This is a genomic window from Blastococcus saxobsidens (genome assembly GCF_010682065.1).
Taxonomy (GTDB): domain Bacteria; phylum Actinomycetota; class Actinomycetes; order Mycobacteriales; family Geodermatophilaceae; genus Blastococcus; species Blastococcus saxobsidens_B.
On sequence record NZ_JAAGWG010000035.1, the window covers coordinates 22,630 to 45,460 of the forward strand.

General features: G+C 74.2%; 23 protein-coding genes. 16 read left to right on the top strand and 7 right to left on the bottom strand.

Annotated elements, in window-relative coordinates:
• Window positions 1-82 precede the first annotated feature (82 nt).
• On the top strand, window positions 83-739 hold the full coding sequence (locus GCU60_RS17595; protein ID WP_163207645.1) for a DUF6542 domain-containing protein: 657 nt from the start codon (window positions 83-85) through the stop codon (window positions 737-739).
• A 75-nt stretch (window positions 740-814) separates the two neighbouring features.
• On the opposite strand, the gene GCU60_RS17600 is transcribed toward GCU60_RS17595, so the two are convergent.
• Window positions 815-1,786 carry a 4-hydroxy-3-methylbut-2-enyl diphosphate reductase gene (locus tag GCU60_RS17600; RefSeq protein WP_163207647.1) on the bottom strand — a complete coding sequence of 324 codons (972 nt, stop codon included), beginning with the start codon at window positions 1,784-1,786 and terminating at the stop codon, window positions 815-817.
• Window positions 1,787-1,918: 132 nt separating this feature from the next.
• Here GCU60_RS17600 and GCU60_RS17605 point away from each other — a divergent pair, with 132 nt between their 5' ends.
• The 3 genes from GCU60_RS17605 to GCU60_RS17615 all read left to right on the top strand — a co-directional run bounded on the left by GCU60_RS17605 (window position 1,919) and on the right by GCU60_RS17615 (window position 4,564).
• The gene (locus tag GCU60_RS17605; protein ID WP_163207649.1) at window positions 1,919-3,022 is read left to right on the top strand and encodes a hypothetical protein; all 1,104 of its coding nucleotides are present in this window, start codon (window positions 1,919-1,921) and stop codon (window positions 3,020-3,022) included.
• An 88-nt stretch (window positions 3,023-3,110) separates the two neighbouring features.
• Window positions 3,111-4,343 carry an exodeoxyribonuclease VII large subunit gene (gene xseA, locus GCU60_RS17610; RefSeq protein WP_163207651.1) on the top strand — a complete coding sequence of 411 codons (1,233 nt, stop codon included), beginning with the start codon at window positions 3,111-3,113 and terminating at the stop codon, window positions 4,341-4,343.
• Window positions 4,340-4,564 (top strand): exodeoxyribonuclease VII small subunit, encoded by a 225-nt coding sequence (locus GCU60_RS17615; protein WP_163207653.1) that lies wholly within the window; start codon window positions 4,340-4,342, stop codon window positions 4,562-4,564. Before xseA ends, GCU60_RS17615 begins: the two co-directional genes overlap by 4 nt.
• Before the next feature lie 35 nt (window positions 4,565-4,599).
• On the opposite strand, the gene GCU60_RS17620 is transcribed toward GCU60_RS17615, so the two are convergent.
• A complete protein-coding gene (locus GCU60_RS17620; RefSeq protein ID WP_163207655.1) occupies window positions 4,600-5,229 on the bottom strand; it encodes a DUF4245 domain-containing protein in 630 nt (209 codons plus the stop codon).
• Between the two features lie 119 nt (window positions 5,230-5,348).
• Between GCU60_RS17620 and glpX the strand changes: the two genes are divergently transcribed.
• Window positions 5,349-6,413, top strand: a complete 1,065-nt coding sequence (gene glpX, locus GCU60_RS17625) for a class II fructose-bisphosphatase (RefSeq protein ID WP_345770672.1) — start codon at window positions 5,349-5,351, stop codon at window positions 6,411-6,413.
• Window positions 6,414-6,489: 76 nt separating this feature from the next.
• On the opposite strand, the gene GCU60_RS17630 is transcribed toward glpX, so the two are convergent.
• Together GCU60_RS17630 and GCU60_RS17635 are read right to left on the bottom strand one after the other, a co-directional pair.
• Window positions 6,490-7,119 (bottom strand): DUF1707 domain-containing protein, encoded by a 630-nt coding sequence (locus GCU60_RS17630; protein ID WP_163207657.1) that lies wholly within the window; start codon window positions 7,117-7,119, stop codon window positions 6,490-6,492.
• A gap of 59 nt (window positions 7,120-7,178) precedes the next feature.
• Window positions 7,179-7,847 (bottom strand): hypothetical protein, encoded by a 669-nt coding sequence (locus GCU60_RS17635; protein ID WP_163207659.1) that lies wholly within the window; start codon window positions 7,845-7,847, stop codon window positions 7,179-7,181.
• 168 nt (window positions 7,848-8,015) lie between these two features.
• Here GCU60_RS17635 and GCU60_RS17640 point away from each other — a divergent pair, with 168 nt between their 5' ends.
• The 3 genes from GCU60_RS17640 to GCU60_RS17650 all read left to right on the top strand — a co-directional run bounded on the left by GCU60_RS17640 (window position 8,016) and on the right by GCU60_RS17650 (window position 11,223).
• A complete protein-coding gene (locus tag GCU60_RS17640; protein ID WP_163207661.1) occupies window positions 8,016-9,446 on the top strand; it encodes an aspartate ammonia-lyase in 1,431 nt (476 codons plus the stop codon).
• A gap of 95 nt (window positions 9,447-9,541) precedes the next feature.
• Window positions 9,542-10,513, top strand: coding sequence for a hypothetical protein (locus GCU60_RS17645; protein ID WP_163207663.1), 972 nt, complete (start codon window positions 9,542-9,544; stop codon window positions 10,511-10,513).
• Window positions 10,514-10,527: 14 nt separating this feature from the next.
• The gene (locus GCU60_RS17650; RefSeq protein WP_163207665.1) at window positions 10,528-11,223 is read left to right on the top strand and encodes a NeuD/PglB/VioB family sugar acetyltransferase; all 696 of its coding nucleotides are present in this window, start codon (window positions 10,528-10,530) and stop codon (window positions 11,221-11,223) included.
• A 12-nt stretch (window positions 11,224-11,235) separates the two neighbouring features.
• Here the strand turns inward: GCU60_RS17650 and GCU60_RS17655 are convergent, their stop codons facing one another.
• Entirely contained in the window at window positions 11,236-12,162 is a 927-nt protein-coding gene (locus GCU60_RS17655) for a GNAT family N-acetyltransferase (protein WP_163207667.1), read from the bottom strand.
• A 60-nt stretch (window positions 12,163-12,222) separates the two neighbouring features.
• On the opposite strand from GCU60_RS17655, the gene GCU60_RS17660 reads away from it, so the two are divergent.
• The 6 genes from GCU60_RS17660 to GCU60_RS17685 all read left to right on the top strand — a co-directional run bounded on the left by GCU60_RS17660 (window position 12,223) and on the right by GCU60_RS17685 (window position 19,110).
• Window positions 12,223-12,732 carry a sugar 3,4-ketoisomerase gene (locus GCU60_RS17660; protein WP_345770673.1) on the top strand — a complete coding sequence of 170 codons (510 nt, stop codon included), beginning with the start codon at window positions 12,223-12,225 and terminating at the stop codon, window positions 12,730-12,732.
• Complete coding sequence (locus GCU60_RS17665; RefSeq protein ID WP_345770674.1) at window positions 12,729-13,850, top strand: DegT/DnrJ/EryC1/StrS family aminotransferase; 1,122 nt, start codon at window positions 12,729-12,731, stop codon at window positions 13,848-13,850. The genes GCU60_RS17660 and GCU60_RS17665 overlap by 4 nt, the downstream gene beginning before the upstream one ends.
• Complete coding sequence (locus tag GCU60_RS17670) at window positions 13,847-15,202, top strand: glycosyltransferase family 2 protein (RefSeq protein WP_163207669.1); 1,356 nt, start codon at window positions 13,847-13,849, stop codon at window positions 15,200-15,202. Before GCU60_RS17665 ends, GCU60_RS17670 begins: the two co-directional genes overlap by 4 nt.
• Complete coding sequence (locus GCU60_RS17675; protein ID WP_163207671.1) at window positions 15,202-16,503, top strand: citrate synthase; 1,302 nt, start codon at window positions 15,202-15,204, stop codon at window positions 16,501-16,503. The genes GCU60_RS17670 and GCU60_RS17675 overlap by 1 nt, the downstream gene beginning before the upstream one ends.
• A gap of 105 nt (window positions 16,504-16,608) precedes the next feature.
• On the top strand, window positions 16,609-16,800 hold the full coding sequence (locus GCU60_RS17680) for a hypothetical protein (protein ID WP_163207673.1): 192 nt from the start codon (window positions 16,609-16,611) through the stop codon (window positions 16,798-16,800).
• A 420-nt stretch (window positions 16,801-17,220) separates the two neighbouring features.
• The gene (locus GCU60_RS17685) at window positions 17,221-19,110 is read left to right on the top strand and encodes an NlpC/P60 family protein (protein ID WP_239521383.1); all 1,890 of its coding nucleotides are present in this window, start codon (window positions 17,221-17,223) and stop codon (window positions 19,108-19,110) included.
• Window positions 19,111-19,137: 27 nt separating this feature from the next.
• On the opposite strand, the gene GCU60_RS17690 is transcribed toward GCU60_RS17685, so the two are convergent.
• Window positions 19,138-19,899, bottom strand: coding sequence for a hypothetical protein (locus GCU60_RS17690; RefSeq protein WP_163207675.1), 762 nt, complete (start codon window positions 19,897-19,899; stop codon window positions 19,138-19,140).
• Window positions 19,896-20,246 carry a hypothetical protein gene (locus tag GCU60_RS17695; protein WP_163207677.1) on the bottom strand — a complete coding sequence of 117 codons (351 nt, stop codon included), beginning with the start codon at window positions 20,244-20,246 and terminating at the stop codon, window positions 19,896-19,898. Before GCU60_RS17695 ends, GCU60_RS17690 begins: the two co-directional genes overlap by 4 nt.
• A 248-nt stretch (window positions 20,247-20,494) precedes the next feature.
• On the opposite strand from GCU60_RS17695, the gene GCU60_RS17700 reads away from it, so the two are divergent.
• Together GCU60_RS17700 and GCU60_RS17705 are read left to right on the top strand one after the other, a co-directional pair.
• Window positions 20,495-21,790 carry a YncE family protein gene (locus GCU60_RS17700; protein ID WP_163207679.1) on the top strand — a complete coding sequence of 432 codons (1,296 nt, stop codon included), beginning with the start codon at window positions 20,495-20,497 and terminating at the stop codon, window positions 21,788-21,790.
• A gap of 513 nt (window positions 21,791-22,303) precedes the next feature.
• Entirely contained in the window at window positions 22,304-22,729 is a 426-nt protein-coding gene (locus GCU60_RS17705) for an endonuclease domain-containing protein (RefSeq protein ID WP_163207681.1), read from the top strand.
• The last annotated feature ends 102 nt before the right edge of the window (window positions 22,730-22,831 follow it).

The window sequence follows — 22,831 nt, forward strand, 5'->3', positions numbered from 1 at the left end:
GCTGACTGGCGACTTCTGTCGCTACCGTGATCGGCGACGGCACACCACTCGGGTGGGTCGGGCAACGGGACGGAGAAGCGCCATGGCCACGAGCACAGCGGGCGCCTGGCAGAGCGGCGCACGGCCGGAGCGGCCGTACCCCGCCCGCGCTCCGCGCCCCTCCGCCGCGGCGGACCGCCCGATGCGCAGCAGCTCGCGGTCCGGTGCCCCGGGCCCCGGGCGCTCCGGCGACCGGGCCCGCCCCGTCGAGCGCGACCGCGTCCGTGACCGCTACGAGCAGTCCGCCCCGGTCCAGCGGGGCACGGGCCGTCCCCACCCGGCCGACCGCGCGGCCGACCGCCCCGCCGAGCGGTCCATGGCCCCGGCCCGTGCCGGCTCGGCCCCGGACAGCCGGCTCCGTGGCTTCCTCGCCCTCGTCGCGGTCTTCCTCCTGACGCTGGCCGGCTGCGCCGTCGACTCCTTCGTCGGCTCGGGCCTGGGCCTGATCACGCTGGTCGCGCTGACCGCGAGCACCGCGGCCGCCGTCCTGCTCGTCCGTCGCCGCGACCTGCTGTCGGTCATCGTGGCACCGCCGCTGGTCTTCGCGGCCGTCGCCGCGGTGAACGTCGCCATGGCCCCCTCGGCCACGCTCAACCTGCCCACGATGGCCACGCTGCTGGTCCGGGGCTTCCCGACCATGGCGGCGGCCACCGTCGCGGCCATCGTCCTCGCGGTCTTCCGGATGGCCACCCGCCGCTGAGCCGCTCTCCGAGCACGAACGACGAAGCCCCGGTCCGCAGCTGCGGACCGGGGCTTCGTCGTGCCTGGGGTGAGTTCAGTCAGTGGGCTTCTGAGCGGCCTTCTCGGCGCGGCGCAGCTCGTGCGGCAGGGCGAAGACGAGCCGCTCCTCGGCCGCCTTGACCGTCTCCACGTCGGGGAAGCCGCGGGCGGCGAGCCAGTCGAGGACCTCGCTGACCAGGATCTCCGGAACCGAGGCACCGCTGGTGACACCCACGGTCGAGACGCCGTCGAGCCACGCCTCGTCGATCTCCGAGGCGTAGTCGACCAAGTAGCTGGCGCGGGCGCCGGCGTCGAGCGCCACCTCGACCAGCCGCACCGAGTTCGAGGAGTTCGTCGAGCCGACGACCAGCACGAGATCGCACTCCCCGGCCATCTGCTTCACGGCCTGCTGCCGGTTCTGCGTGGCGTAGCAGATGTCGTCGCTGGGCGGGGACTGCAGACCCGGGAACCGGCCCTTCAGCTGGTCCACCGTCGCCAGCGTCTCGTCCACCGACAGCGTCGTCTGCGACAGCCAGACCACCTTGTCGGGGTCGCGCACCTGCACGCCGGCGACGTCCTCGGGACCGTCCACCACCTGCATGTGCGCCGGCGCCTCGCCGAAGGTGCCCTCGACCTCCTCGTGCCCGCGGTGGCCGATCAGCAGGATGTCGTAGTCGTCGCGCGCGAACCGCTTGGCCTCCTGGTGGACCTTGGTCACCAGCGGGCAGGTGGCGTCGATGGTGCGCAGCTGACGGGTGGCCGCCTCCTCGTGCACCGCGGGCGAGACCCCGTGCGCGCTGAAGACGACGACCGAGCCCTCGGGGACCTCGTCGGTCTCCTCCACGAAGATGGCCCCCCGCCGCTCCAGCGTTGCCACCACGTGCTTGTTGTGGACGATCTGCTTGCGGACGTAGACGGGCGCGCCGTGGATGTCCAGCGCGCGCTCGACCGCGACCACCGCCCGGTCCACGCCGGCGCAGTACCCCCGGGGATCGGCCAGCAGGACACGTCCGCGCTGATCAGCCATGCACCCATGGTAGGTCCGCGGAGCGTCGATGCCGTCGGCCAGGAAGTGGTTCAGGCCACGTCCTACGCTCGGTCGAGCGGCATCCTCGCTGGTCCGTGTGTCGGTTACGGAGTTCTGGGGCACGCTGTGCGCATGTCCCGAGAGATCCCCGAGGTCGTCCGCGCCGCCGCCGGTCTGGCGGCAACCGTTCTCGACGAGGCGCGCAAGCTGCCCGAGACGCTGCCGGGCCTGCCCGTCCGCGTCATCGGCGTCGCCATGCAGCACGCCATGAAGGTGCAGCAGACCTACGCCGGGTTCGTCGCCCGCGGCGACGAGCTGCTCACCGGCCTGCGCGGTGACGCGGAGCCCGGGCTGGCCACCTTCGACGAAGACGACGCCGACGACGGCGCCCCCGCGGCCGGCTTCCGCGACTCGGCGTTCGACCGGGTCACCGACACCGACGTCGCCCCCGTGCTCGCCGCCGCCGCGGACGCTGGCATCGACGTGGACGACTCGGTCGTCGACTCCGCGGACGCCGTGGCGACCGCGGAGCGCACCGTCGACGCGGTGGCCGAGGACGCCCCGAGCACCGAGGAGGTGCTCGACGAGCTGGCCATCGACGAGGCCGTGCCCGAGGTGGCCGACACCGACCCGCTCACCCCCGCGACCGATGCCGCGGCGACCGAGGACGCCGACGCCCTCGAGTCGGCCCTGCTGGAGTCCGGCGACACCGGCGTCAGCGACCCGAGCGAGGACGGCGCCGCGACGGTGGACGTCATCACCCCCGACGGCGACATCGAGACCGTGGAGGGCGCCGTCACCGACGAGGGCGTCGCCGCGGTCGAGGCCCCCCAGGACGGCGGGGGCGACGACCAGACCGTCGCCACCACCGACGGTGCCGCCACCGACGACACCACCGCTGCCGACACCACCGACGGAGGCACGGCCGAGGCCGTCGACGAGAGCGGCAGCCCCGTCGCCGCGGCCACCACGGACGGCGGCACCGCCACCGACGACACCGCGGATGCCGGTACCCAGGCGCCCGCCACCGAGCCGGTGGACGGCTACGACACCTTCTCCGTCGCCCAGCTCCGCGGCCGGCTGCGCGGCTACACGCTGAGCACCGTCGCCGACCTGGTCGCCTACGAGGCGGCCAACCAGGCCCGCGAGCCGTACCTGCGGATGCTGCGCAACCGGCTGGAGAAGCTCGAGGAGCAGGCGGTCGAGAGCAGCCCGCTGGCGCCCCGCGGCATGTGATGCCGCCCCCCGTCCGCGCGGCCCCCGACCGGGTCGCGCGGACGGGGCCGTCCAGAGCCATGTCGGCGCCGTCTGACACGCTCGGGCCATGACCGCGCCGTCGTCCTCCGAGTCGCCGTGGCCGGTGCGCACGGTGGCCCGCAAGGTGGCCGACTGGATCGGCCGGCTGGGCGAGGTGTGGGTCGAGGGCCAGGTCGCCCAGCTCTCCCGCCGCAGCGGCGCGGCGACCGTGTTCCTCACCCTGCGCGATCCGGCCGCCGACCTGTCGGTGCCGGTCACCTGCCACCGGGACGTCGCCGAGCGGCCGGGCCTCGAGCTGACCGAGGGCGCCCGTGTCATCGTGCGTGCCCGGCCGGACTACTACGTCGCCCGCGGGTCCTTCTCGCTGCGGGCCACGGAGATCCGCGCCGTCGGCCTCGGTGAGCTGCTGGCCCGCATCGAGCGGATCCGCCGGCTGCTCGGCGCCGAAGGACTCTTCGACCCCGCGCGCAAGCGCCCGTTGCCCTTCGCCCCCGCCACGGTCGGCCTGATCACCGGCCGGGACAGCGCCGCCGAGCGCGACGTCCTGGTCACCGCCCGCCGCCGGTGGCCCGCGGTGCGCTTCACCACCCACCACTGCGTCGTCCAGGGGCCCAACGCCGCGGCGAACGTCATCGACGGCCTGCGCCGGCTGGACGCCGACCCCGCCGTGGAGGTCATCGTCCTCGCCCGCGGCGGCGGCTCGGTGGAGGACCTGCTGCCCTTCTCCGACGAGGGCCTGGTCCGGGCGATCGCCGCCTGCCGTACGCCCGTGGTCACCGCGGTCGGGCACGAGACCGACACCACGCTGGTCGACCACGTCGCCGACGTGCGGGCCGCCACCCCGACCGACGCCGCGCACCGCATCGTCCCGGAGATCGGCGAGCAGCGGCGGCTGGTCGACGGTCTGCGCGCCCGCGCCCGCCACCTGGTGAGCACCCGGCTGGAGCAGCAGGTGCGCTGGCTGGAGTCGGTGCGCACCCGCCCGGCGCTGGCCGACCCCGAACGCCTGCTGCACGGCCGGGAGGACGACGTCCTGGCCCTGCGCAGCCGCGCCCGGCGCACCCTCACCCACCGGGTCGAGTCCGCCGAGCAGGACCTCGAGCACGCCCGCGCCCGCGTGGCCGCCCTCTCCCCCGCCGCGACGCTGGAGCGCGGGTACGCCGTCGTCCAGCGGGCCGACGGCTCGCTGGTGCGCGACCCCGCGGAGGTGGCCGACGACGAGCCGCTGCGGGTCCGCGTAGCCGGCGGCCGGCTCCCCGTCCGCGTCGACCGCAGCACCGACCAGGAGGACCCCGCATGAGCAGCACCGACGAGCGCGCCCCGGAGCCGACCACCACCTACGAGCAGGCGCGCGAGGAGCTGGCCGACGTCGTCCGCCGGCTGGAGGCCGGCGGTCTCACCCTGGAGGAGTCGCTCGCCCTGTGGGAGCGCGGCGAGGAGCTGGCCACGCTGTGCCAGCACTGGCTGGACCGCGCCCGCGAGCGCCTGGCCGCCGCCGCGCCCCAGGACCAGCCGGAGTAGTCGCCGACCAGCCGGGGTCGTCGGGACCCGGGTCGTCAGGAGCCGGCGTACGGCCGCACCGCGGCGGCCACCGTCTCCAGCTCCCCGTCGGTCGCGGACCCGCTGACCACCACAGTCACGCCCTCCTCGACCCGCGACAGGGCGGTCTCGCCCCGTCCGGTGGTCGACCGGGTCCACTCCTCGCCCGCCAGCTCGACGGTCCCCTCCGCGGTGGCGCCCTCGAGCACCTCGCGCACCGGCTCGGCCCCGGCGAAGTCGCTGACGGCGAACCCGGCGAACGCGTCCGACGGCGTCACGTAGCCGATCTCCAACGCCACCGGGCCACCCTCGGGCGCGGAGCCGGCGTCGGTCCGGGCGCTGGTGGGCCGGTACCCGTCGGCCAGGCCGGTGGGCACCAGCAGCGTGTAGCCGGCGCGCGCGTCGGCCGCGCGGATCGTGCCGGTCGGGTCGACCTCGCGCACCGGGTCCACCGAGTTCTGCCGGAACGCCGTCCAGCCCACGATGACCAGGCAGATCAGCACCAGCGGGAGCAGCGACCGCAGCATGTTGGCCGCGCTCATCCGGTTCGCCCGCTCCACCGCCGACGGCGCCGGCGGGGGCAGCTCGCTCCCGGCCGCGTCGTCGGGGCGCTGGGGACGCTGGCTCGTCGGGCCGATTGCGGTCATGCCCCTAGGATCGCAGGCAATCTCTCTCTCCGGCTTCGCCGCCCACGGCTCCGTCCCGGGCCCCGCCCTTTGAGCTCGCGAAGGGTGGGGAAGGACGGGGTCCAACTCCTGGAGGACCCGTGTCGCTGCCCGTCCCCGAAAGTCCCCTCCCCTCCACGACCGCCGGGCGGAGCTTCAGCACCGACCGTCCCGCCCCCGACCGCAACCTGGCGCTCGAGCTGGTGCGCGTCACCGAGGCAGCCGCCATGGCCGCCGGCCGCTGGGTGGGCCGAGGCGACAAGAACGGCGGCGACGGCGCGGCCGTCGACGCCATGCGCGCGCTGATCGGCACGGTCCGCATGAACGGCGTCGTCGTCATCGGGGAGGGCGAGAAGGACGAGGCGCCCATGCTCTACAACGGCGAGCAGGTCGGTGACGGCCAGGGCATCGACTGCGACGTCGCGGTCGACCCGATCGACGGCACCACGCTGATGGCCAAGGGCATGCCCAACGCCATCGCCGTCATGGCCGTGGCCGAGCGGGGCGCCATGTACGACCCGTCGGCGGTCTTCTACATGGAGAAGCTGGCCACCGGCCCCGCCGCCGCCGACGTTGTCGACATCACCGTCCCGGTCGCCGAGAACATCCGCCGCATCGCGAAGGCCAAGAAGGGCTCCGTCGGCGACGTCACCGTCTGCATCCTGGACCGCCCGCGGCACGAGCAGCTGGTGCACGAGGTCCGCGAGGCCGGCGCCCGCATCAAGTTCATCACCGACGGCGACGTCGCCGGCGCGATCGCCGCGGCCCGCGAGGGCACCGGCGTCGACCTGCTGCTGGGCATCGGCGGCACCCCGGAGGGGATCATCGCCGCCTGCGCGCTCAAGTGCATGGGCGGTGCGCTGCAGGGCCGGCTCTGGCCGAAGGACGACGACGAGCGGCAGAAGGCGCTCGACGCCGGCCACGACCTCGACCGCGTGCTGCACATCGACGACCTGGTGCGCGGCGACGTGTTCTTCGTGGCCACCGGCATCACCGACGGCGAACTGCTCCGCGGCGTCCGCTACAGCGCCGGCGGCTGCACCACGCAGTCCCTGGTCATGCGCTCCCGGTCGGGCACCATCCGCTCGATCGACAGCCTGCACTCGCTGCAGAAGCTGCGCGCCTACTCCGCGGTGCCCTTCGACCGGAACGACGACGAGGGCTGACGCCCACCACCACGCCCTGCATCACGAGCCCGGCGCGCGAGGGGGTCCGGCCGTCCTGGCCGGGCCCCCTCCGTCGTCACCCGGGCAGGCCCGGCGGAGGTGTCCCCCCGCGGCGGTCCAGCCGGTCGATCACCGACCGCCAGCGGCTGGCCGAGACGCCCGGGGTCAGGCTGCGCAGCCGCAGGTTCCCGAAGACGCTGCGGGCGTGCACGGTGACCCGGGGCGTGCCGGCCAGCCGCGGCACCGACGCCAGCTCCACCCGGCGGTTGCCGAACACGGTGCTGCCCTCGAGCAGCGCGTCGACCCCCTCGGACACGATCACCTCGACGTCGCCGAACACCGACGACAGGTGCAGCTCCACCTCAGGGACGTCGGTGCGCAGCCCGCGCAGGTCGATCCGCACGTCCCCGAAGACGGAGGCGATCCGCCGGGGCGGCAGGTTCGGCCCGGCGAGCCGGACGTCGCCGAACACGTCCCGCACCGACTCCGGGGCGCGGGCGCCGACCATCTCCGGCTGCACCGGGAGGTCGGCGGCGAGCCGGTCGAGGTCGGCGGTGCTGACGGCCGCGTAGGCCGCCTCCGCCCGCTGGGCGAACTCGTCGAGGTCCAGCCGGCCCTCGCCGACGGCCGCCTGCAGCCGGAGGACGACGGCCTCCCGCTCGGCGTCCGAGGCGCGGACGACGGGCGTCCGGTCGTCGTCTGTCACGCGGCCGACGCTAGCCGACCGGCGGGGCGGCGAGCGGGCCCGCCGCCCCGCCGGTCAGGTCACTCCAGCTCGGTGCAGGCGGGGACGGTGAACTCCTTGACCCGGCCGCCGCAGGTGCTCGCGTACTCCTCGTAGGCCGACAGCGGGGGCGACTCGTACATCAGGTCGTCGCAGGCCTGCAGGTCGCCCTCGAAGCAGCTCTGGGCGTAGGCGTCGAGCTCCCCGTCGGGCCCGAGGTCCTCCGGCGCGACCGGCGGGAACTGCTCGACGTCCTCCGACGGCCCCCCGGCGTACCAGCCCATGCCCTCCTCGCCGAGCATGCCGCCCATGAGGGCGTCCATCGACTCCTGGTTGCCCTCGACCATGCCGTCGCGCACGCCCTCGGCGATCGCGGGCGTCATCTCCTCGGCCATCGTGCGGCCGATGTCCTCGGCGCTGCCGATGAAGACCGCGCTCACCAGGAGGGTCGCCGCGACGGCGCCCGCGGCCACCCCGGCCAGCGCCGTCCCGGCGAGCACCCAGCGGGTCCGGCCGGACGCGCTCGCCGGGGCCGCCGGCGCGGCGGCCGGCGCGGGGGCGGGCGATCCCCAGGCAGGAGTGGTGGCGGCCCAGTCGGGGGTGACCTGACCCCCGGGGGCGGGCCAGGAGGAATCCGGGCCCGGCCAGCCGGGAGCCGGCCGCCCCGGCGCGGAGGTGGTGCCGTCGGGGTTCTGCGGCGGCTGGGACATGGGGCCCTCCTCGGGGCTCGTGCCGGGGGCACGCGGATCGACCGAACGCCACCGGCGCTCGACGCCCTCCTCGGCGTACCGCGCGCGGGGCGGAACCGACTCCTCCCCCAGGGGTGTCTAGGGTCCCGTGCGGAGCACCGTCACCATCCACACCACCGGGAGCACAGCGTGGCCCAGCAGAACGACGCCGCCCAGGGCGGCAGCGGTCAGGACAGCACCGACTTCCGCATCGAGCACGACTCCATGGGGGAGGTCCGGGTCCCCTCCTGGGCCAAGTGGCGGGCGCAGACCCAGCGCGCCGTGGAGAACTTCCCGATCTCCGGCACCCCGATCGAGCGCGAGCTGATCGGCGCACTGGCCGCCATCAAGGGCGCGGCCGCCACCGTCAACGCCGACCTGGGGGTCCTCGACCGGTCGATCGCCGACGCCGTCACCGAGGCCGCCGCGACCGTGGCCCGCGGCGACTGGGACGACCACTTCCCCATCGACGTCTTCCAGACCGGCTCGGGGACGTCGAGCAACATGAACACCAACGAGGTCATCGCCTCGCTGGCCACCGAGTCCCTCGGCGCGCCGGTGCACCCGAACGACCACGTGAACGCCTCGCAGTCGTCCAACGACGTCTTCCCGTCGGCGATCCACATCGCCGCCACCCGTGCCATCGTCGTCACCCTGATCCCGGCGCTCCGCCACCTCGAGGCCTCGCTCACCCGCAAGGCCGAGGAGTTCGCCCAGGTCGTGAAGAGCGGCCGCACCCACCTGATGGACGCCACCCCGGTCACCCTGGGCCAGGAGTTCGGCGGGTACGCCGCCGCCGTCCGCTACGGGGTGGAGCGCCTGGAGGCCTCCCTCCCCCGCATCGGCGAGCTGCCCCTCGGCGGCACGGCGGTCGGCACCGGCATCAACACCCCGCCCGGGTTCGCCGCGGCGATCATCGAGAAGCTGGCCGCGCAGCTGGACCTGCCGCTGTCGGAGGCCCGCGACCACTTCGAGGCGCAGAGCTCCCGCGACGCGCTGGTGGAGGGCTCCGGCCAGCTGAAGACCATCGCCGTCGGGCTGATCAAGATCGCCAACGACCTGCGCTGGATGGGGTCGGGCCCGCGCACCGGGCTGGGCGAGATCCAGCTGCCCGACCTGCAGCCGGGCAGCTCGATCATGCCGGGCAAGGTGAACCCGGTGATCCCCGAGGCGGTCATCCAGGTGGGCGCCCAGGTCATCGGCAACGACGCGGCGGTCACCTACGCCGGCACCACCGGTGTCTTCGAACTCAACGTGACCCTGCCGCTCATGGCCCGCAACGTGCTGGAGTCCATCCGGCTGCTGGCCAACGTCAGCCGGCTGCTGGCCGACCGCTGCGTCGAGGGCATCGTGGCCAACGTCGAGCAGTGCCGGACCTACGCCGAGTCCTCCCCCTCGATCGTCACGCCGCTGAACAAGTACATCGGCTACGAGGAGGCGGCGAAGGTCGCCAAGCAGTCGCTGGCCGAGCAGAAGACCATCCGCCAGGTCGTGGTCGAGCGCGGCTACGTCGAGCAGGGGAAGCTCACCGAGCAGCAGCTCGACGAGGCGCTCGACGTCCTCTCCATGACCCACCCCTGAGCAGGGTCCGGGCGGTGCGGGGCGCTCCCCCGCACCGCCCGGGACACGGTCCGCGCCGGCCCGGTGCGCCGGTCCGGCCGGTGTAGGTTCTCCCGGTGCCGACCGGCCGCGGCGAGGACGCCGCCCTGCCGATGCAGTGGGACAAGCTCGGCCTGGTCTGGACCGCCCCCGAGGGCAGCGGGCTCAGCGGAGCGCTGCAGCCCACCCCCGTGGTGCTGGGCGACCGCATCCGCGTCTTCACCGGCTGCCGCGACGCCGGCGGCGCGAGCAGCGTCTGGTGGGTCGACCTCGACGCGGAGGACCCCACCCGCGTCGTCGGCGAGGCCCGCACGCCCGCCCTGGTCGCCGGCCCCGAGGGGACCTTCGACGCCGCCGGGGTCGTCCCGTGCGCCGTCGCCCCCGTGGGCGGCACGCTGCGCCTGTACTACGCGGGCTACCAACCGCCCGCCTCCCCTGCCGAGCGGTTCCGCGTCTTCTCCGGGGTCGCGACCGCCCCGGCCCCCGATCCGGCGAGCTTCACCCGGCTGCGCGCCGAGCCGCTGCTGCGCACGAGCGCCGACGAGCGGCTGTTCCGCGTCGTCCACTCGCTGGCCCGCCTGGACGACGGCACCTGGCGGTGCTGGTACGGCGCCGGGCACGAGTTCCGGCAGGGCCGCACCAAGCTGCTGCCGGTCTACGACATCCGCCAGATGGACTCCCCCGACGGGCTGGAGTTCCCCGACGCCGGCTCCGTCGCGGTCCCCCTCGGAACACCGGAGGAGCACCGAGTGGGGCGGCCCTACGTCGTGCGCCACGACGGCGGCTGGCGGATGTTCTTCGGCGCCGGCACCGAGGACACCACCTACCGCCTCACCTTCGCCGACTCCGCCGACGGCACCTCGTGGCGGCGGCACGACGGCCTGCTCGGTCTCGACGTCGGCCCGTCCGGGTGGGACGCCGAGATGGTGGCCTACCCGGCCGTCGTGACCACAGGTGCCGGGACGTTCCTGCTCTACAACGGCAACGGCTACGGCCGGGACGGGTTCGGCGTCGCCGTCCTCCACCGGTCGTTGACGCTGATGCCCTGAACCACGGAGGACCCGTGACCGACCGCACGAAGCCGATCGTCATCGTCGGAGCCGGCGAGACCGCCGACATCGCCTACGAGTACTTCACCGTCGACTCCGACCGCGAGGTCGTCGCCTTCGCCGTCGAGCGCCAGTACCTCCCGGCCGACGGCGAGGGCCACGACGGCCTGCCGTTCGTCGCGCTCGAGGACCTCACCGAGACCCACCCGCCGGCGCAGGTGGACACGTTCGTCGCGCTGTCCTCGACCTGGCTCAACCGGGCCCGGGCGCGACTGTTCCGGCTGGTGAAGGAGCAGGGCTACACCTGCGCCTCGTTCGTGAGCCCGCACGCCTTCGTGTGGCGCAACGTCACGATCGGCGAGAACGCGTTCGTCTTCGAGAACAACGTGCTGCAGCACCGGGTGGCCGTCGGCGACAACACGATCCTCTGGAGCGGCAACCACATCGGGCACCAGACGGTCATCGAGGACCACGTGTTCGTGTCCTCGCACGTGGTCGTCTCCGGCTTCTGCCGGATCGGCTCCTCGTCGTTCATCGGCGTCAACACCTCGGTCGCCGACAACGTCACCATCGGCGCGGACAGCGTCGTGGGCGCCGGCGCGGTGGTGGTGAAGGACCTGGCGCCGCGCGGCGTCTACGTCGGCAGCCCGGCCAAGCCCACCGGCGGCGACCCGTTCGACTCCTTCAAGGTGCCCGCCGAGTTCCGCTGACGCGGCGGCCGGTCAGGTAAGGGACACGGCCAGCACCTTCCGCGTGCCGGGGCGGGCGCCGACGCTGCGCTTGAAGTGCGCGAGCCCGAAGTTGGGGCGCCCGTCCTTCTCGCTGGAGGGCCCCATGTCCAGCAGTCGCGCGCCGGTCCTCAGCGAGCGCTCGAGAAGCGTGTGCGCCAGCAGGTTCATCGGCGAACGCTGCAGCCCGTGCGCGGCGTCGTCGCCCCAGGCGACGAGCAGGTCCACGTCGGCCAGCACCCGGTAGACGACCGCCGCGGCCACCGGGCGGCCCTCGTACCGGAGCAGCCACAGGCGCACCCGGTCCGGGAACGCCGCCCGGGCCCGGGCCAGGTACTCGGCGGGCAGCCCCGGCGGACGGCCGTGCGCAGCGCGGTTCGCCGCCAGGATGGCGTGGCAGGCGGCGATCTCCTCCGCCGTCCCGGCCTCGGTCAGCTCGTAGGGCAGCGCCAGGTCCGCGCGCACGTCCCGTGCCCGCTTCTTGCCCAGGAGGGTCAGCAGGTCGCCGCCGGGACCGAGGGCGGCGAGGTCCACCACCTGGTTGAGGTCGCAGTGCTCGACCACGAGACCGGCCTGCAGCAGCGCGTACTCCAGCAGCGGTTCGGCCGCCGAGTACTCCAGGGGCCGGCACCGGATCCGGACCTCCCGCACGCCGTCGGCACGCGCCCGGGCCAGCACGCCCTCGACCAGCCCGACGACGTCGTCGACCGTGGGGTCGTCCCGGACCAGGTCCGGCCCCCCGAACGGGGCGCTGTGCCCGGAGAGCAGCACCCCGTCGGAGAGCACGCCGGAGAGCACGCCCACCAGCCGGCCGTCGACCCGGTGCTCGTACCGCCAGCGCTGCGCCTCCGGCACCTCGTTGAGGTCGTGGAACCGGGGGTCCCCGAACAACGCCCCGCCACCGTGCAACTGCTCCCCCACCGACGCTCTCCCGTCACCCGATCCGTACCACTGATCCTGCCCCCTGCCGATGGAAGGACCGTGACGTCTCCCCTCGGTCCGCACCCCGACCGCCGATCCATGCACCCCGGCCGCCGGGTGTCCGACTGGAACCCGCTGCCCGAGGGCAACGGCGCCGGCTGCCGGATCGTGGAACTCCCCCGCGTGACCGACCCCCGCGGGAACCTCACCTTCATCGAGGGCGGCTCGCAGATCCCGTTCGACGTCGCCCGGGTCTACTACCTCTACGACGTGCCGGGCGGGGAGTCGCGCGGTGGGCACGCGCACGAGAACCTGCAGCAGCTGATCATCGCCGCCGCGGGCAGCTTCGACGTCATCGTCACCGACGGCACCGATACGGCGCGCTTCCACCTCAACCGCTCCTACTACGGCCTGCTCCTCCCCCGGCTGACCTGGCGGGAGCTCGGCAACTTCTCCACCGGCAGCGTCTGCCTCGTCCTGGCCTCGCTGCCCTACAGCGAGGACGACTACTACCGCGACTACGACGACTTCCTCGCCGCGCGGCGGACGGCCGACGGGGCGACCCGGTGAGCGGTGCTTCGACCGGGACCCGGGTGCCCTTCCTGGACCTGCGGGCCGTGCACGTCGAGCTCCGCGAGGAGCTCGCCGCCGCCGCGCTGCGGGTGCTCGACAGCGACCGGGTGCTGCTGGGGCCGGAGCTGGCGGCGTTCGAGCAGGAGTGGGCCCGGTTCACCGGTGCCGGGCACGCGGTCGGGGTCGGCAACGGCCTCGACGCGCTCACCCTGGGGCTGCGCGCCCTGGGCGTCGGCCCCGGCGACGAGGTGCTGGTCCCCTCGCACACCTTCGTCGCCACCTGGCTGGCCGTCGTGCACGCCGGCGGCACCCCGGTGTCCGTCGACGTCTCCCCGCTGACCGGCGCCTGGGAGGCCGACGCCGTCCAGGCGGCGGTGACCGCCCGGACCCGCGCCATGGTCCCGGTGCACCTGTACGGGCACCCGGTGGACCTCGACCCGCTCCTCGACGTGGCCGCCCGGCACGGTCTGGCGGTCCTCGACGACGCCGCCCAGGCGCACGGCGCGACCTACCGTGGTCGTCCGCTCGGTGGGCTGACCTCGGCCACCGCCTGGAGCTTCTACCCGGGCAAGAACCTGGGCGCGCTCGGCGACGGTGGCGCGGTGACCACGTCGGACGACGACGTCGCCCAGCGGCTGCGGTCGCTGCGCAACTACGGGTCCGCGGAGAAGTACGTGCACACGGAGATCGGCTGGAACAGCCGGCTCGACGAGCTCCAGGCCGCGCTGCTGTCGGTGAAGCTGCGCCGGCTGGACGAGCACAACGCCCGCCGCGCCGCGCTCGCGGCCCGGTACACCGAGCGGCTGGCGGGGTCGGCTCTGGTCCTGCCCACCACCGTCGAGCGGGCCACCGCGGTCTGGCACCTCTACGTCGTCCGCACGCCGCACCGGGCGGCGCTGCGCGACCACCTCGGCGCCCACGGCGTCGAGACGCTCGTGCACTACCCGGTGCCACCGCACCGGCAGCCCGCCTTCGCCGGCACGCCCGTCGCCGCGGCGTCCCTGCCGGGAGCCGACACCCTGGCCCGCGAGGTGCTCAGCCTCCCGATGGGCCCCCACCTGACCGAGGAGCAGCAGGACACCGTGATCGACGCGATCGAGAGCTTCCGGCCATGACCGACCCGCTGGTGAGCATCCTCGTCCCCACCTACAACGGCGAGCGCTTCCTGCGTGCGGCGCTGCGCTCCGCGCTGGACCAGAGCTACCGGTCGATCGAGGTGATCGTCGGCGACGACGCGTCCACCGACCGCACCGCCGCGATCCTGGCCGACGTCGCCGCCACCGACCCCCGGGTGCGGGTGGTCCGGCACGAGACGAACCTCGGCGGCTTCGGCAACCCGGCCCGGCTCCTGGAGCTGGCGCAGGGCGAGTACGTGAAGTACCTCCTCCACGACGACGTGCTGGCCACCGACTGCGTCCGGGAACTGGTCCGCGGCATGCAGGCGACCCCGGGCGCATCCATGGCGTTCTCCCGCCGGGTGGTCATCGGGGAGGACGGCCGGCCCATCCCCGGTGGGGAGTTCCCCGCGCTGCTCGACCGTCCGGGCGCGATCGACGGCCGGGAGCTGGGGGACGGCGTCCTGGAGAACTGCAACAACGTCATCGGCGAGCTGACCACCGTCCTGTTCCGGCGGGAGGACGTCGACCCCGCCGAGCTGTGGCAGGTCGACGGCCGGCGGCTCGCGGTGCTCGGCGACCTGGCGCTGTGGCTGCGGCTGCTGGCCCGCGGGCCGGCGTTCTACACCCCGCGCGCGCTCAGCCGGTTCCGGGTGCACGGCGGCCAGAGCTCGAAGGACCCGCGGTCGCTGGCGCGCGGGCTGCGGGACTGGCCGCTGCTCATCGACTGGGCCACCCGCGCCGGCTTCCTGGCCGACCCCCAGCAGCAGCGGCGGGCCAACCTCAAGGCGCTGCTCATGGCCGCCGTCCGCACCGGCGAGCTCGGCGGCGGCCCCGAGGCCCAGGCGGTCCTCGAGGCCACCTTCCTCGCCACGGCGCGGCTCACCGAGCTCAACCGGCCCGACGCCGGCGACGACCTCCGTCCGCTGACCGTGCGGGCCCACGCCGGCCCCCTGTACGACCGGTTCGCCCAGGAGCTCGACGTCTGGTCGCAGCCGCTGCCGGTGGCCCTGGCCGCGCTGACGGCAACGACGCCGGACGCGGCCGAGGCGACCGCGCTGGTGGCGGCGTTCCGCGAGGTGCGCGAGGCCGGCGCGGCCGACCGGTTCCTGCTGGCCGTGGCACCGGAGCTCCTCGACGCGGCGGTCCCGCTGGTGGAGGCGGCGCTGGCCGAGGGCGACGACGTCGACGTGGAGCTCGTGCCCACCGACTCCCCCTCGACCCTCCTGCGCGACGCCTGGCTGGCGGTGGCCCTGCGCGGGCAGACCTGGCACGGCGGTCGAGCGGAGGCCGTGTGGGCGGTCGATTCGTCGTGCGCCGATGCGGGCGTTCGCAGTAGCGTGGCTCCCTGATGACCGAGACAGCGAGCACCCCAGACGTAGCCCTCCGCTACCCCGGTGGCGAACTGCCGCTGGCCGTCAAGCACGGGACCGAGGGGTCCGACGGCCTCGACACCAGCAAGCTGCTGGCCACGACCGGCAAGGTCGCCCTGGACATCGGCTTCGTCAACACGGCGTCGTGCACGTCGGAGATCACCTACATCGACGGCGACGCCGGCGTGCTGCGCTACCGCGGCTACCCGATCGACCAGCTCGCCGGGAAGTCCAGCTTCCTCGAGGTCACCTACCTGCTGATCTACGGCGAGCTGCCCACTGCCGACCAGCTCGGGGAGTTCGACGGCAAGCTGCGCCGGCACACGCTGCTGCACGAGGACCTCAAGCAGTTCTTCAACGGGTTCCCGCGGGACGCGCACCCGATGCCGGTGCTCTCCTCGGCGGTCAGCGCGCTGTCGACCTTCTACCAGGACTCGCTGGACCCCTTCGACGAGGAGCAGGTGGAGATCTCCACCCTGCGCCTGCTGGCGAAGGTGCCGACGATCGCGGCCTACGCGTACAAGAAGTCGGTCGGGCAGCCGTTCCTCTACCCGGACAACTCCTACGGCCTGGTCGAGAACTTCCTGCGGATGACGTTCGGCTTCCCGGCCGAGCCCTACGACATGGACCCGGACCTGGTGAAGGCCCTGGACATGCTGTTCGTGCTGCACGCCGACCACGAGCAGAACTGCTCGACGTCGACCGTGCGCCTCGTGGGCTCCTCGCACGCGAACCTCTTCGCCTCGGTCTCGGCCGGCATCAACGCGCTGTTCGGCCCGCTGCACGGCGGCGCCAACCAGTCGGTGCTGGAGATGCTGGAGTCCATCCGCGGCGAGGGCGGCGACATCCCCTCGTTCGTCGCCCGGGTGAAGAACAAGGAGCCGGGCGTCAAGCTCATGGGCTTCGGGCACCGGGTCTACAAGAACTACGACCCGCGCGCGGCCATCGTGAAGTCGACCGCCGACACCGTGCTGGACAAGCTGGGCGGCAACAACGAGCTCCTCGACCTCGCGCGCCAGCTCGAGGAGATCGCGCTGAAGGACGACTACTTCGTGGAGCGGAAGCTCTACCCGAACGTCGACTTCTACACCGGGCTGATCTACCAGGCGATGGGCTTCCCGACCCGGATGTTCACCGTGCTGTTCGCCCTCGGCCGGCTTCCCGGCTGGATCGCCCAGTGGCGCGAGATGATCGCCGACCCGACCACCAAGATCGGCCGGCCGCGCCAGATCTACACCGGCGCGACCGAGCGGGACTACGTGCCGATCAGCGACCGCTGACCGACCTGCCTCCGGGCCGGGTGACCCTCCAGGGTCACCCGGCCCGTTGCGTGTCCCGGTGGGGTCCCTACGGTGGATCCGCCCCCGCACTCGAGAGGACCGCGCATGGCCGAGCTCCCCGGCGAGGACTTCCTCGTCCTGCCGCCCATGCCCTTGGCGACGGGCCAGCTGCTGGAGCCCGACGGCAGCGGACCGCCGGTCCGGATCACCAAGCTCGAGTTCGTCGTCTCCACCGAGGACGGCGAGGAGCTGCGCATCCCCCTCGTCGAGCGGCACGGCGCGTGGTGGGCGCCCTGAGCCGGTAGCCCGGCCCCGTTCCCCGCCTCACCCCAGGTTCACCCCACCCCGGACGGGTGAACCCGTTCCGGAACGACTTCAAGCACCTCCCCCGGCGTGTCGATGGATGGTCGACAGCTTCTGTGCCCACGCGCACCAGGAGCCCCATCCGTAACGACGAGGACGCCCCGGGGGGACGCCGCAGTGCCTGCATCGCGTACGCCCGCGCGCGCGGCCTCCACCGGCCGTACCCGATCGACCCGCGGCGCCGGCCCGACCCGCGGTACCACCCCGTCCCGCGGCACGGCTGCCGCCCGTACCGCTCCGACCCGCAGCGCTCCCGCTGCCCGATCCGCCCCGGCACCCCGCACCACGGGCGCCGGGCGCGCCACCGGCCGACCGCCCCTGACCCCGGCGGAGGCCACGGCACTTCGCGAGGCCATGGCGCTCCGGGAGGCGCTCGCCCTGCGCCAGGCCGCGGCCGCGCGCCCCGGCGTCACCGCCGAGCAGCTGGCCGCGGCCCGCGCGGCGGTCGCCGCACGGGCTCCCGGCGGAGCCCGCTCCTCCGGCGCGCCCTCGCGCGGGCGGGGTCGCCCGGCTCCCGGCCGCAAGGCGGTGCGCCGCGCCCCGGCGAAGCGCCGGACGAAGAGGATCCGCGCCGAGCGCACCGGCACTCCGTGGTCGACCCGGCTGGGCGTCGTCGCCACCAGCGCCCTGCTGCTGCCCGCCGTCCTGGCGATCATGCTGCCCACTCCGCAGCAGCCCGCCGGTCCCCTGGACACCACCACCCTGGCCCTGACCGCGCGCAGCTCCCTGCTCGAGCAGGCCGACGTCTACCGCCGGCTCGCCGAGGACGTCGACCGCCGGCGCGAGCGGCTGGCCGACGCGCGGGCCGCCGAGCAGGAGGCCCGCGAGCGGGTCGCCGGCCGGCAGCAGGCCGTCGGCGCGGACGCGGCCGCCCTCTACCGGTCCGGTCCCACCGATCGGCTCCCCGTGTTCGGCCTGGACATCCGGAACGCCGCAGCCGCCGAAGGCGTGCTCTACCAGCAGGCGCTGGCGGAGCGGTCCGAGCGCGAGCGGGAGAGCGCCGTCGCCCGCGCCGAGCGCACCGCCGCGTCCCTCGATGCCGCCGTCGCCCGCGTCTCGGCCGCCCGGGCCGCGCTCACCGACGCCGAGGACCGCGCGAACGCCGTCCTGGCCGGCATGCGGGCCGAGGTGGACCAGCTCGCCCCCGAGGTCTCCGGCGTGCTCGCCGGGCTGGGGACGATCCCGGTCGCGGGCGCGCAGCAGGCCCGCAACGAGCAGGCCATGCAGCGCTGGCGGGACTACCTGGCCAGGCTCACCGCCGGCGGCATCGCGCCGCCGCCCGCCGCGGAGCTCACCGACCTGGACGACCTGCCGGCAGGGCTCTCCCCCGCCCTCGACGCCGACGGCAACCCCGTTCCCGGTGTCGTGTGGGCCATCATCGGCAGCGAGCCGGTCACCGTGCTGCCGGCCGAGACCGTTGCGGCGGTCAGCAACGCGCTCTCCCAACTGGGCAAGCCGTTCGTGGCCGGCACCGCCGGACCGGAGACCTACGACTGCGGTGGCTTCACCGCCGCCGCCTGGCTGATGGGCGGCCACGCCCTGCCCGGCACCCCCGCCGCGCAGTGGGCGTCGGGCGCCGCGGTGCCGCTGCGCGACCTGCAGATCGGCGACCTGGTGTTCTCCCCGGGCGGTGCGGACGTGGGGATCTACCTGGGCGACGGCGACGTCGTCGGCGCCTCGGCCGCCTCCTACCAGGTCGGCGTGCGTGCGATGGTGCCCGGCTCGGCCGCCGTCCGGGTTCCCCTGGCCGCACCGACGGAGGCCAACGCCCCGCTGCCCGCCGTCCGCGAGGGCGACTGCGGGGCGCCGCTGCCCGCACCCGGCCCGGTGAACCCGGCCTGGGGCGGCTGGTTGAACGGCCGCATCCCGGTGGAGGCGCTGTGCCGCCTCGGCGTCGCCGGGCACGCGCTGCGCTGCGACGCCGCCGCGTCCTACGGCGCGCTGGCCGACGCGTACACCGCCGAGTTCGGGACACCGCTGTGCATCACCGATTCCTACCGTTCCTTCGGCGGGCAGGTGGCGGCGTTCTACGCCAAGCCGAAGCTGGCCGCCGTGCCCGGGACGTCCAACCACGGGTGGGCGCTGGCCGTGGACCTGTGCGGTGGCGTCAACGTCGCCTTCACCCCGCAGTGGAACTGGATGACGGCCAACGCGGCCCGGTTCGGGTTCGTCCAGCCCGACTGGGCGCGCCCCGGCGCGGAGAAGCCGGAACCGTGGCACTGGGAGTACGGCGTCATCTCCTGACCGCATCGTCCTCCCGGTGACCGGGCCCTAGATCCAGGGCAGGTCGACGAGGCGGCGCCACGGCAGCGTCACGCTCGGCTGACCCGCCTGGCCGGCCAGCCGCCGCGCCACGCCAGGTGAGGCGCAGACCACCGGCCGGTGCGGCGTGATCACCACGTGCATGTCCGGGAGGGCCAGCCCGTCAGCGGCGATCCGGTGCAGCATCAGCTCCGGGGCGACGAGCGCGGTGGTGGCGAGCATCGGCACCCGGTGCGACCACAGCGCCAGCGGGCCCTCGATCCGGAGCTCGACGGGCACGTCGTGCGCGCGGCCGGTGGCGGCCGAGCGGATCCGGTGCAGCGCCACCGTGCGGGCGGCCGGCGACGGCGCCCAGGGCACGGCGAGCTGGCCCCGGGTGACCACCACCGTCCAGCCGACCGTGGTCTCCGCCGCGTCGGCCCAGTCCAGCGCCGCGACGCCGGTGGTGGCGGCGGCCTCGTCGGTGACCGGCCGGCGGGCCACCCAGGTGCGCAGCGCCGCCGTGATGCCGGCCGTCGTCGCGGTCACGCCCGCGCGGGTCATGTCGTCGGCGAGGTCGACCAGCGGGACCACCTGGCTGCGCTCGTCCTCCTCCAGCCGGAGGACGGTGCCGGCGCCGGGGCGCCGGACCAGCCCGAGGTGCAGCCGGGGGGTGGCGAGGCAGGGCAGGAGCTCGACCGCCACGTCGTGCAGGTCGCCGACGTCCACGGGCGGGCGGAAACGGCGCACCAGCCGGGGCGAGGTCGCGCCGAACAGTCCCGAGGCCGTCATGCGCGACGGTCCCGGTCGCCCAGCAGGACGCGGACCGATTCGGGCAGTCCCGGCAGGGACAGCACGGCGGACAGCTCGTCGGAGCTCAACCGCACCGGCAGCACGTCCTCGTCCCAGCCGGTGGCCAGGCGCACGCGCGCGGTCGACGCGGGCCAGATCGCCTCCCGGGCGGTGGCCACGTGCAGCTCGGTGAGGACGTCGTGGAGGTGGATGGTCGTCACCGGGTGGACCGACGGCTCGTCGAGTGCCGCACGGACCGTGCCGGCCAGCCGCTCGCGGGCGGTGGCGTCCAGCCAGTGCGGGATCATCGTCTGGGCGCCGGCGTCACCGGCGGGCAGCGCGCTCACCGGCCGCCGCCCCGGTACCACGACACGCTTCCCGACGGCGCCTGCGCGGCAGAGCGGCAGGAACTCGGGCGCGGCGTCACGAGGTGGATATCGGCAGGCGCGGGGGCCGATGGACCCCTTCTCCGAGCCTTTTCCCAGCTTCGGGTCACGCCCGGCGCGTCCGCACCCCGCGACGACACCCGGCCCGTCGGCGTAACCCGTCGCCGATCGGCGCGTTCTCAGAGCGGATCCCAGGACCGGAGGCCCCCATGCGCCGCACCGCCCCGCTCGTCGCCGCCCTCGCCCTCGCCTCGGTGCTCACCGCCGGCGGCACGTCGGCTGCCCGGCCCGGCCCGGCGGACCCGCCCGGGCAGGGCGGCGGGCTCCGGGACGTGATGTTCGTCGGGAACAACTGGGAGGGCACCGCGACCGTCGTCGACGCGGCCACCCACCGGTCGATCCGGACGATCGGCACCATCCCCGACCGCGGGCAGCGGATGCTGGAGATCGTCACCCGGCCCGACCGGCTGGCCTTCTACCTGGCGATCCGGCTCGGCGTCGGCGAGGGCCACGACCAGTTCACCGACGACATGTTCACCACCCACGACGGGCGGATGGTCGCCGTCAGCCGGCCCAGCTTCGCCGACGTCGTCGGCATCGACCTGGCCTCCGGCGCCATCCGCTGGCGCTTCCCGATGGAGGGCTACCGGGCCGACCACATGGGGGTCTCGCCCGACGGGGAACGCCTGCTGGTCAGCGACTCGACGGCCAACAAGGTGCACGAGCTCGACATCCGCACCGGCACGAAGCTGCGGGAGTTCCCCAGCGGCGACACCCCGCACGAGAACAACTACACCGCCGATGGCGAGCGGATCTTCCACGCCAGCATCGGGACGGTCTACACGCCGACGGACCGGCCGCTGTTCGACACCACCAAGGGCGAGCGGGTCTTCCAGATCGTGCGCAACGCCGACATGTCCATCGAGAACCGGTGGGACATGGGTCTGGAGCTCGCGGAGGCCGGCTACCCGGACATGAGCTCGGCGGTGCGCCCCATGGCCGTCGCCCCGGACGAGCGCTTCGTCTACCTGCAGGTGTCGTTCTTCCACGGCTGGATCGAGTTCGACACCCAGGCCGCCGACCCGGAGGTCACCTACGAGGGCGAGCCGACGGTCGGCGCCGTGACCCGCGTGGTCGACCTGCCCCGGCGGACCACGGAGCCCCGCGAGCTCTACGTCCTCGACTCCGCGCACCACGGACTGGCGATCGACCCCGAGGGCACCACGCTCTGCGCGGCCGGGACGATGGACGGCTACGCGGCCCTCGTCGACCGCGAGACCGAGGAGCACACGCTGGTCGACGTCGGGGAGAAGCCGTACTGGTCCACCAACGGCGTCCACGGCAACGAGTGCTGGGTGTCGGTGAGCGGCGAGGACGAGGTCGTCGTCATCGACTACGACACCGCCGCAGTGGTCGCCACCGTCCCGGTGGGCGACCACCCGCAGCGGGTGCGCGAGGGCGTCGTCGCCCAGGACGTCGTCAAGGCGTGGCGCAAGACCCGCTGACCTGGGCCAATATCGCCACTTCGGCCCCTGTGGACGACGGCGACGCGGCGCGCCGAGAAGCGGCATCCTCGCTCGGTGTCCATGCGTCACCTCACCGGCGTCTTCATCGGTAGCCACGCCGTCTCGGAAGGCCTGATCACACGCAAGCAGCTGCGCGAGCGCGGCTTCCGCCGTCTGGTCCAAGGGGTTTACAGCGACCCGGGGCAACCATTCGACCACCGACTCCGGTGTCGCGGCGTCGCGCTCCTCCTGCCGCGGGGCACAGCCATCGGCGGTCACTCGGCCGCTGCCTGGCACGGAGCTCCGTTCGCCGCACCCAACGACCTGGTCACGGTCGTCCGGCCGCCGACGATCGCGTGGCGTGGCCCTCGCGGAACGAAGGTACACAGGGCACCGCTGGCCGGTGGGGAGATCGAGGACCGGGACGGTGTCCCGGTCACATCGGCCCTCCGTACCGCGTGGGATGTCACAGCCCTCGAACCCGTCGGCACTGCCGTCGCCGCACTGGACGCGATGGTGCGAGCCGGCAGCCTCGACGTGCAGGCGCTCCAGGGCCTCATCGACCGCGGCGCCGGCCGATGGGGCGTCACGAAGGTGCGTCGCGCCGCCGCCCTCGTCGACCCACGGGCCGAATCACCGCCGGAGTCCCGCGTCCGCGTGGCGTGCGTCCTCGCCGGGCTGTCCCCCGTTCCGCAGTACGAGGTGCAAGTGGACGGGATGAGCCTGGGACGGATCGACCTCGCGTTTCCCGAGGCACGCCTGGCGATCGAGTACGAAGGTGCCTACCACTTCGAGGAGGAGCAGATCGTCCGGGACGACGAGCGCTACGCGCGGCTGGTCGCCGCCGGCTGGCGCGTCATCCGGCTCAGCGCTCAAGACCTGCGCGACCTCGCGCTCGTCGTGGAGCGGATCCGCGACCACCTGGCGCGCCACCCCTGAGGGCCGAAGTGGCCACTATGGCCCTGGGATGCTCCTATGGATCGTCAAGCTGCCGCGGTGAGGTTCTGGGCTCGTTGGGCGGGGCGTAGGAGGTAGTAGAGC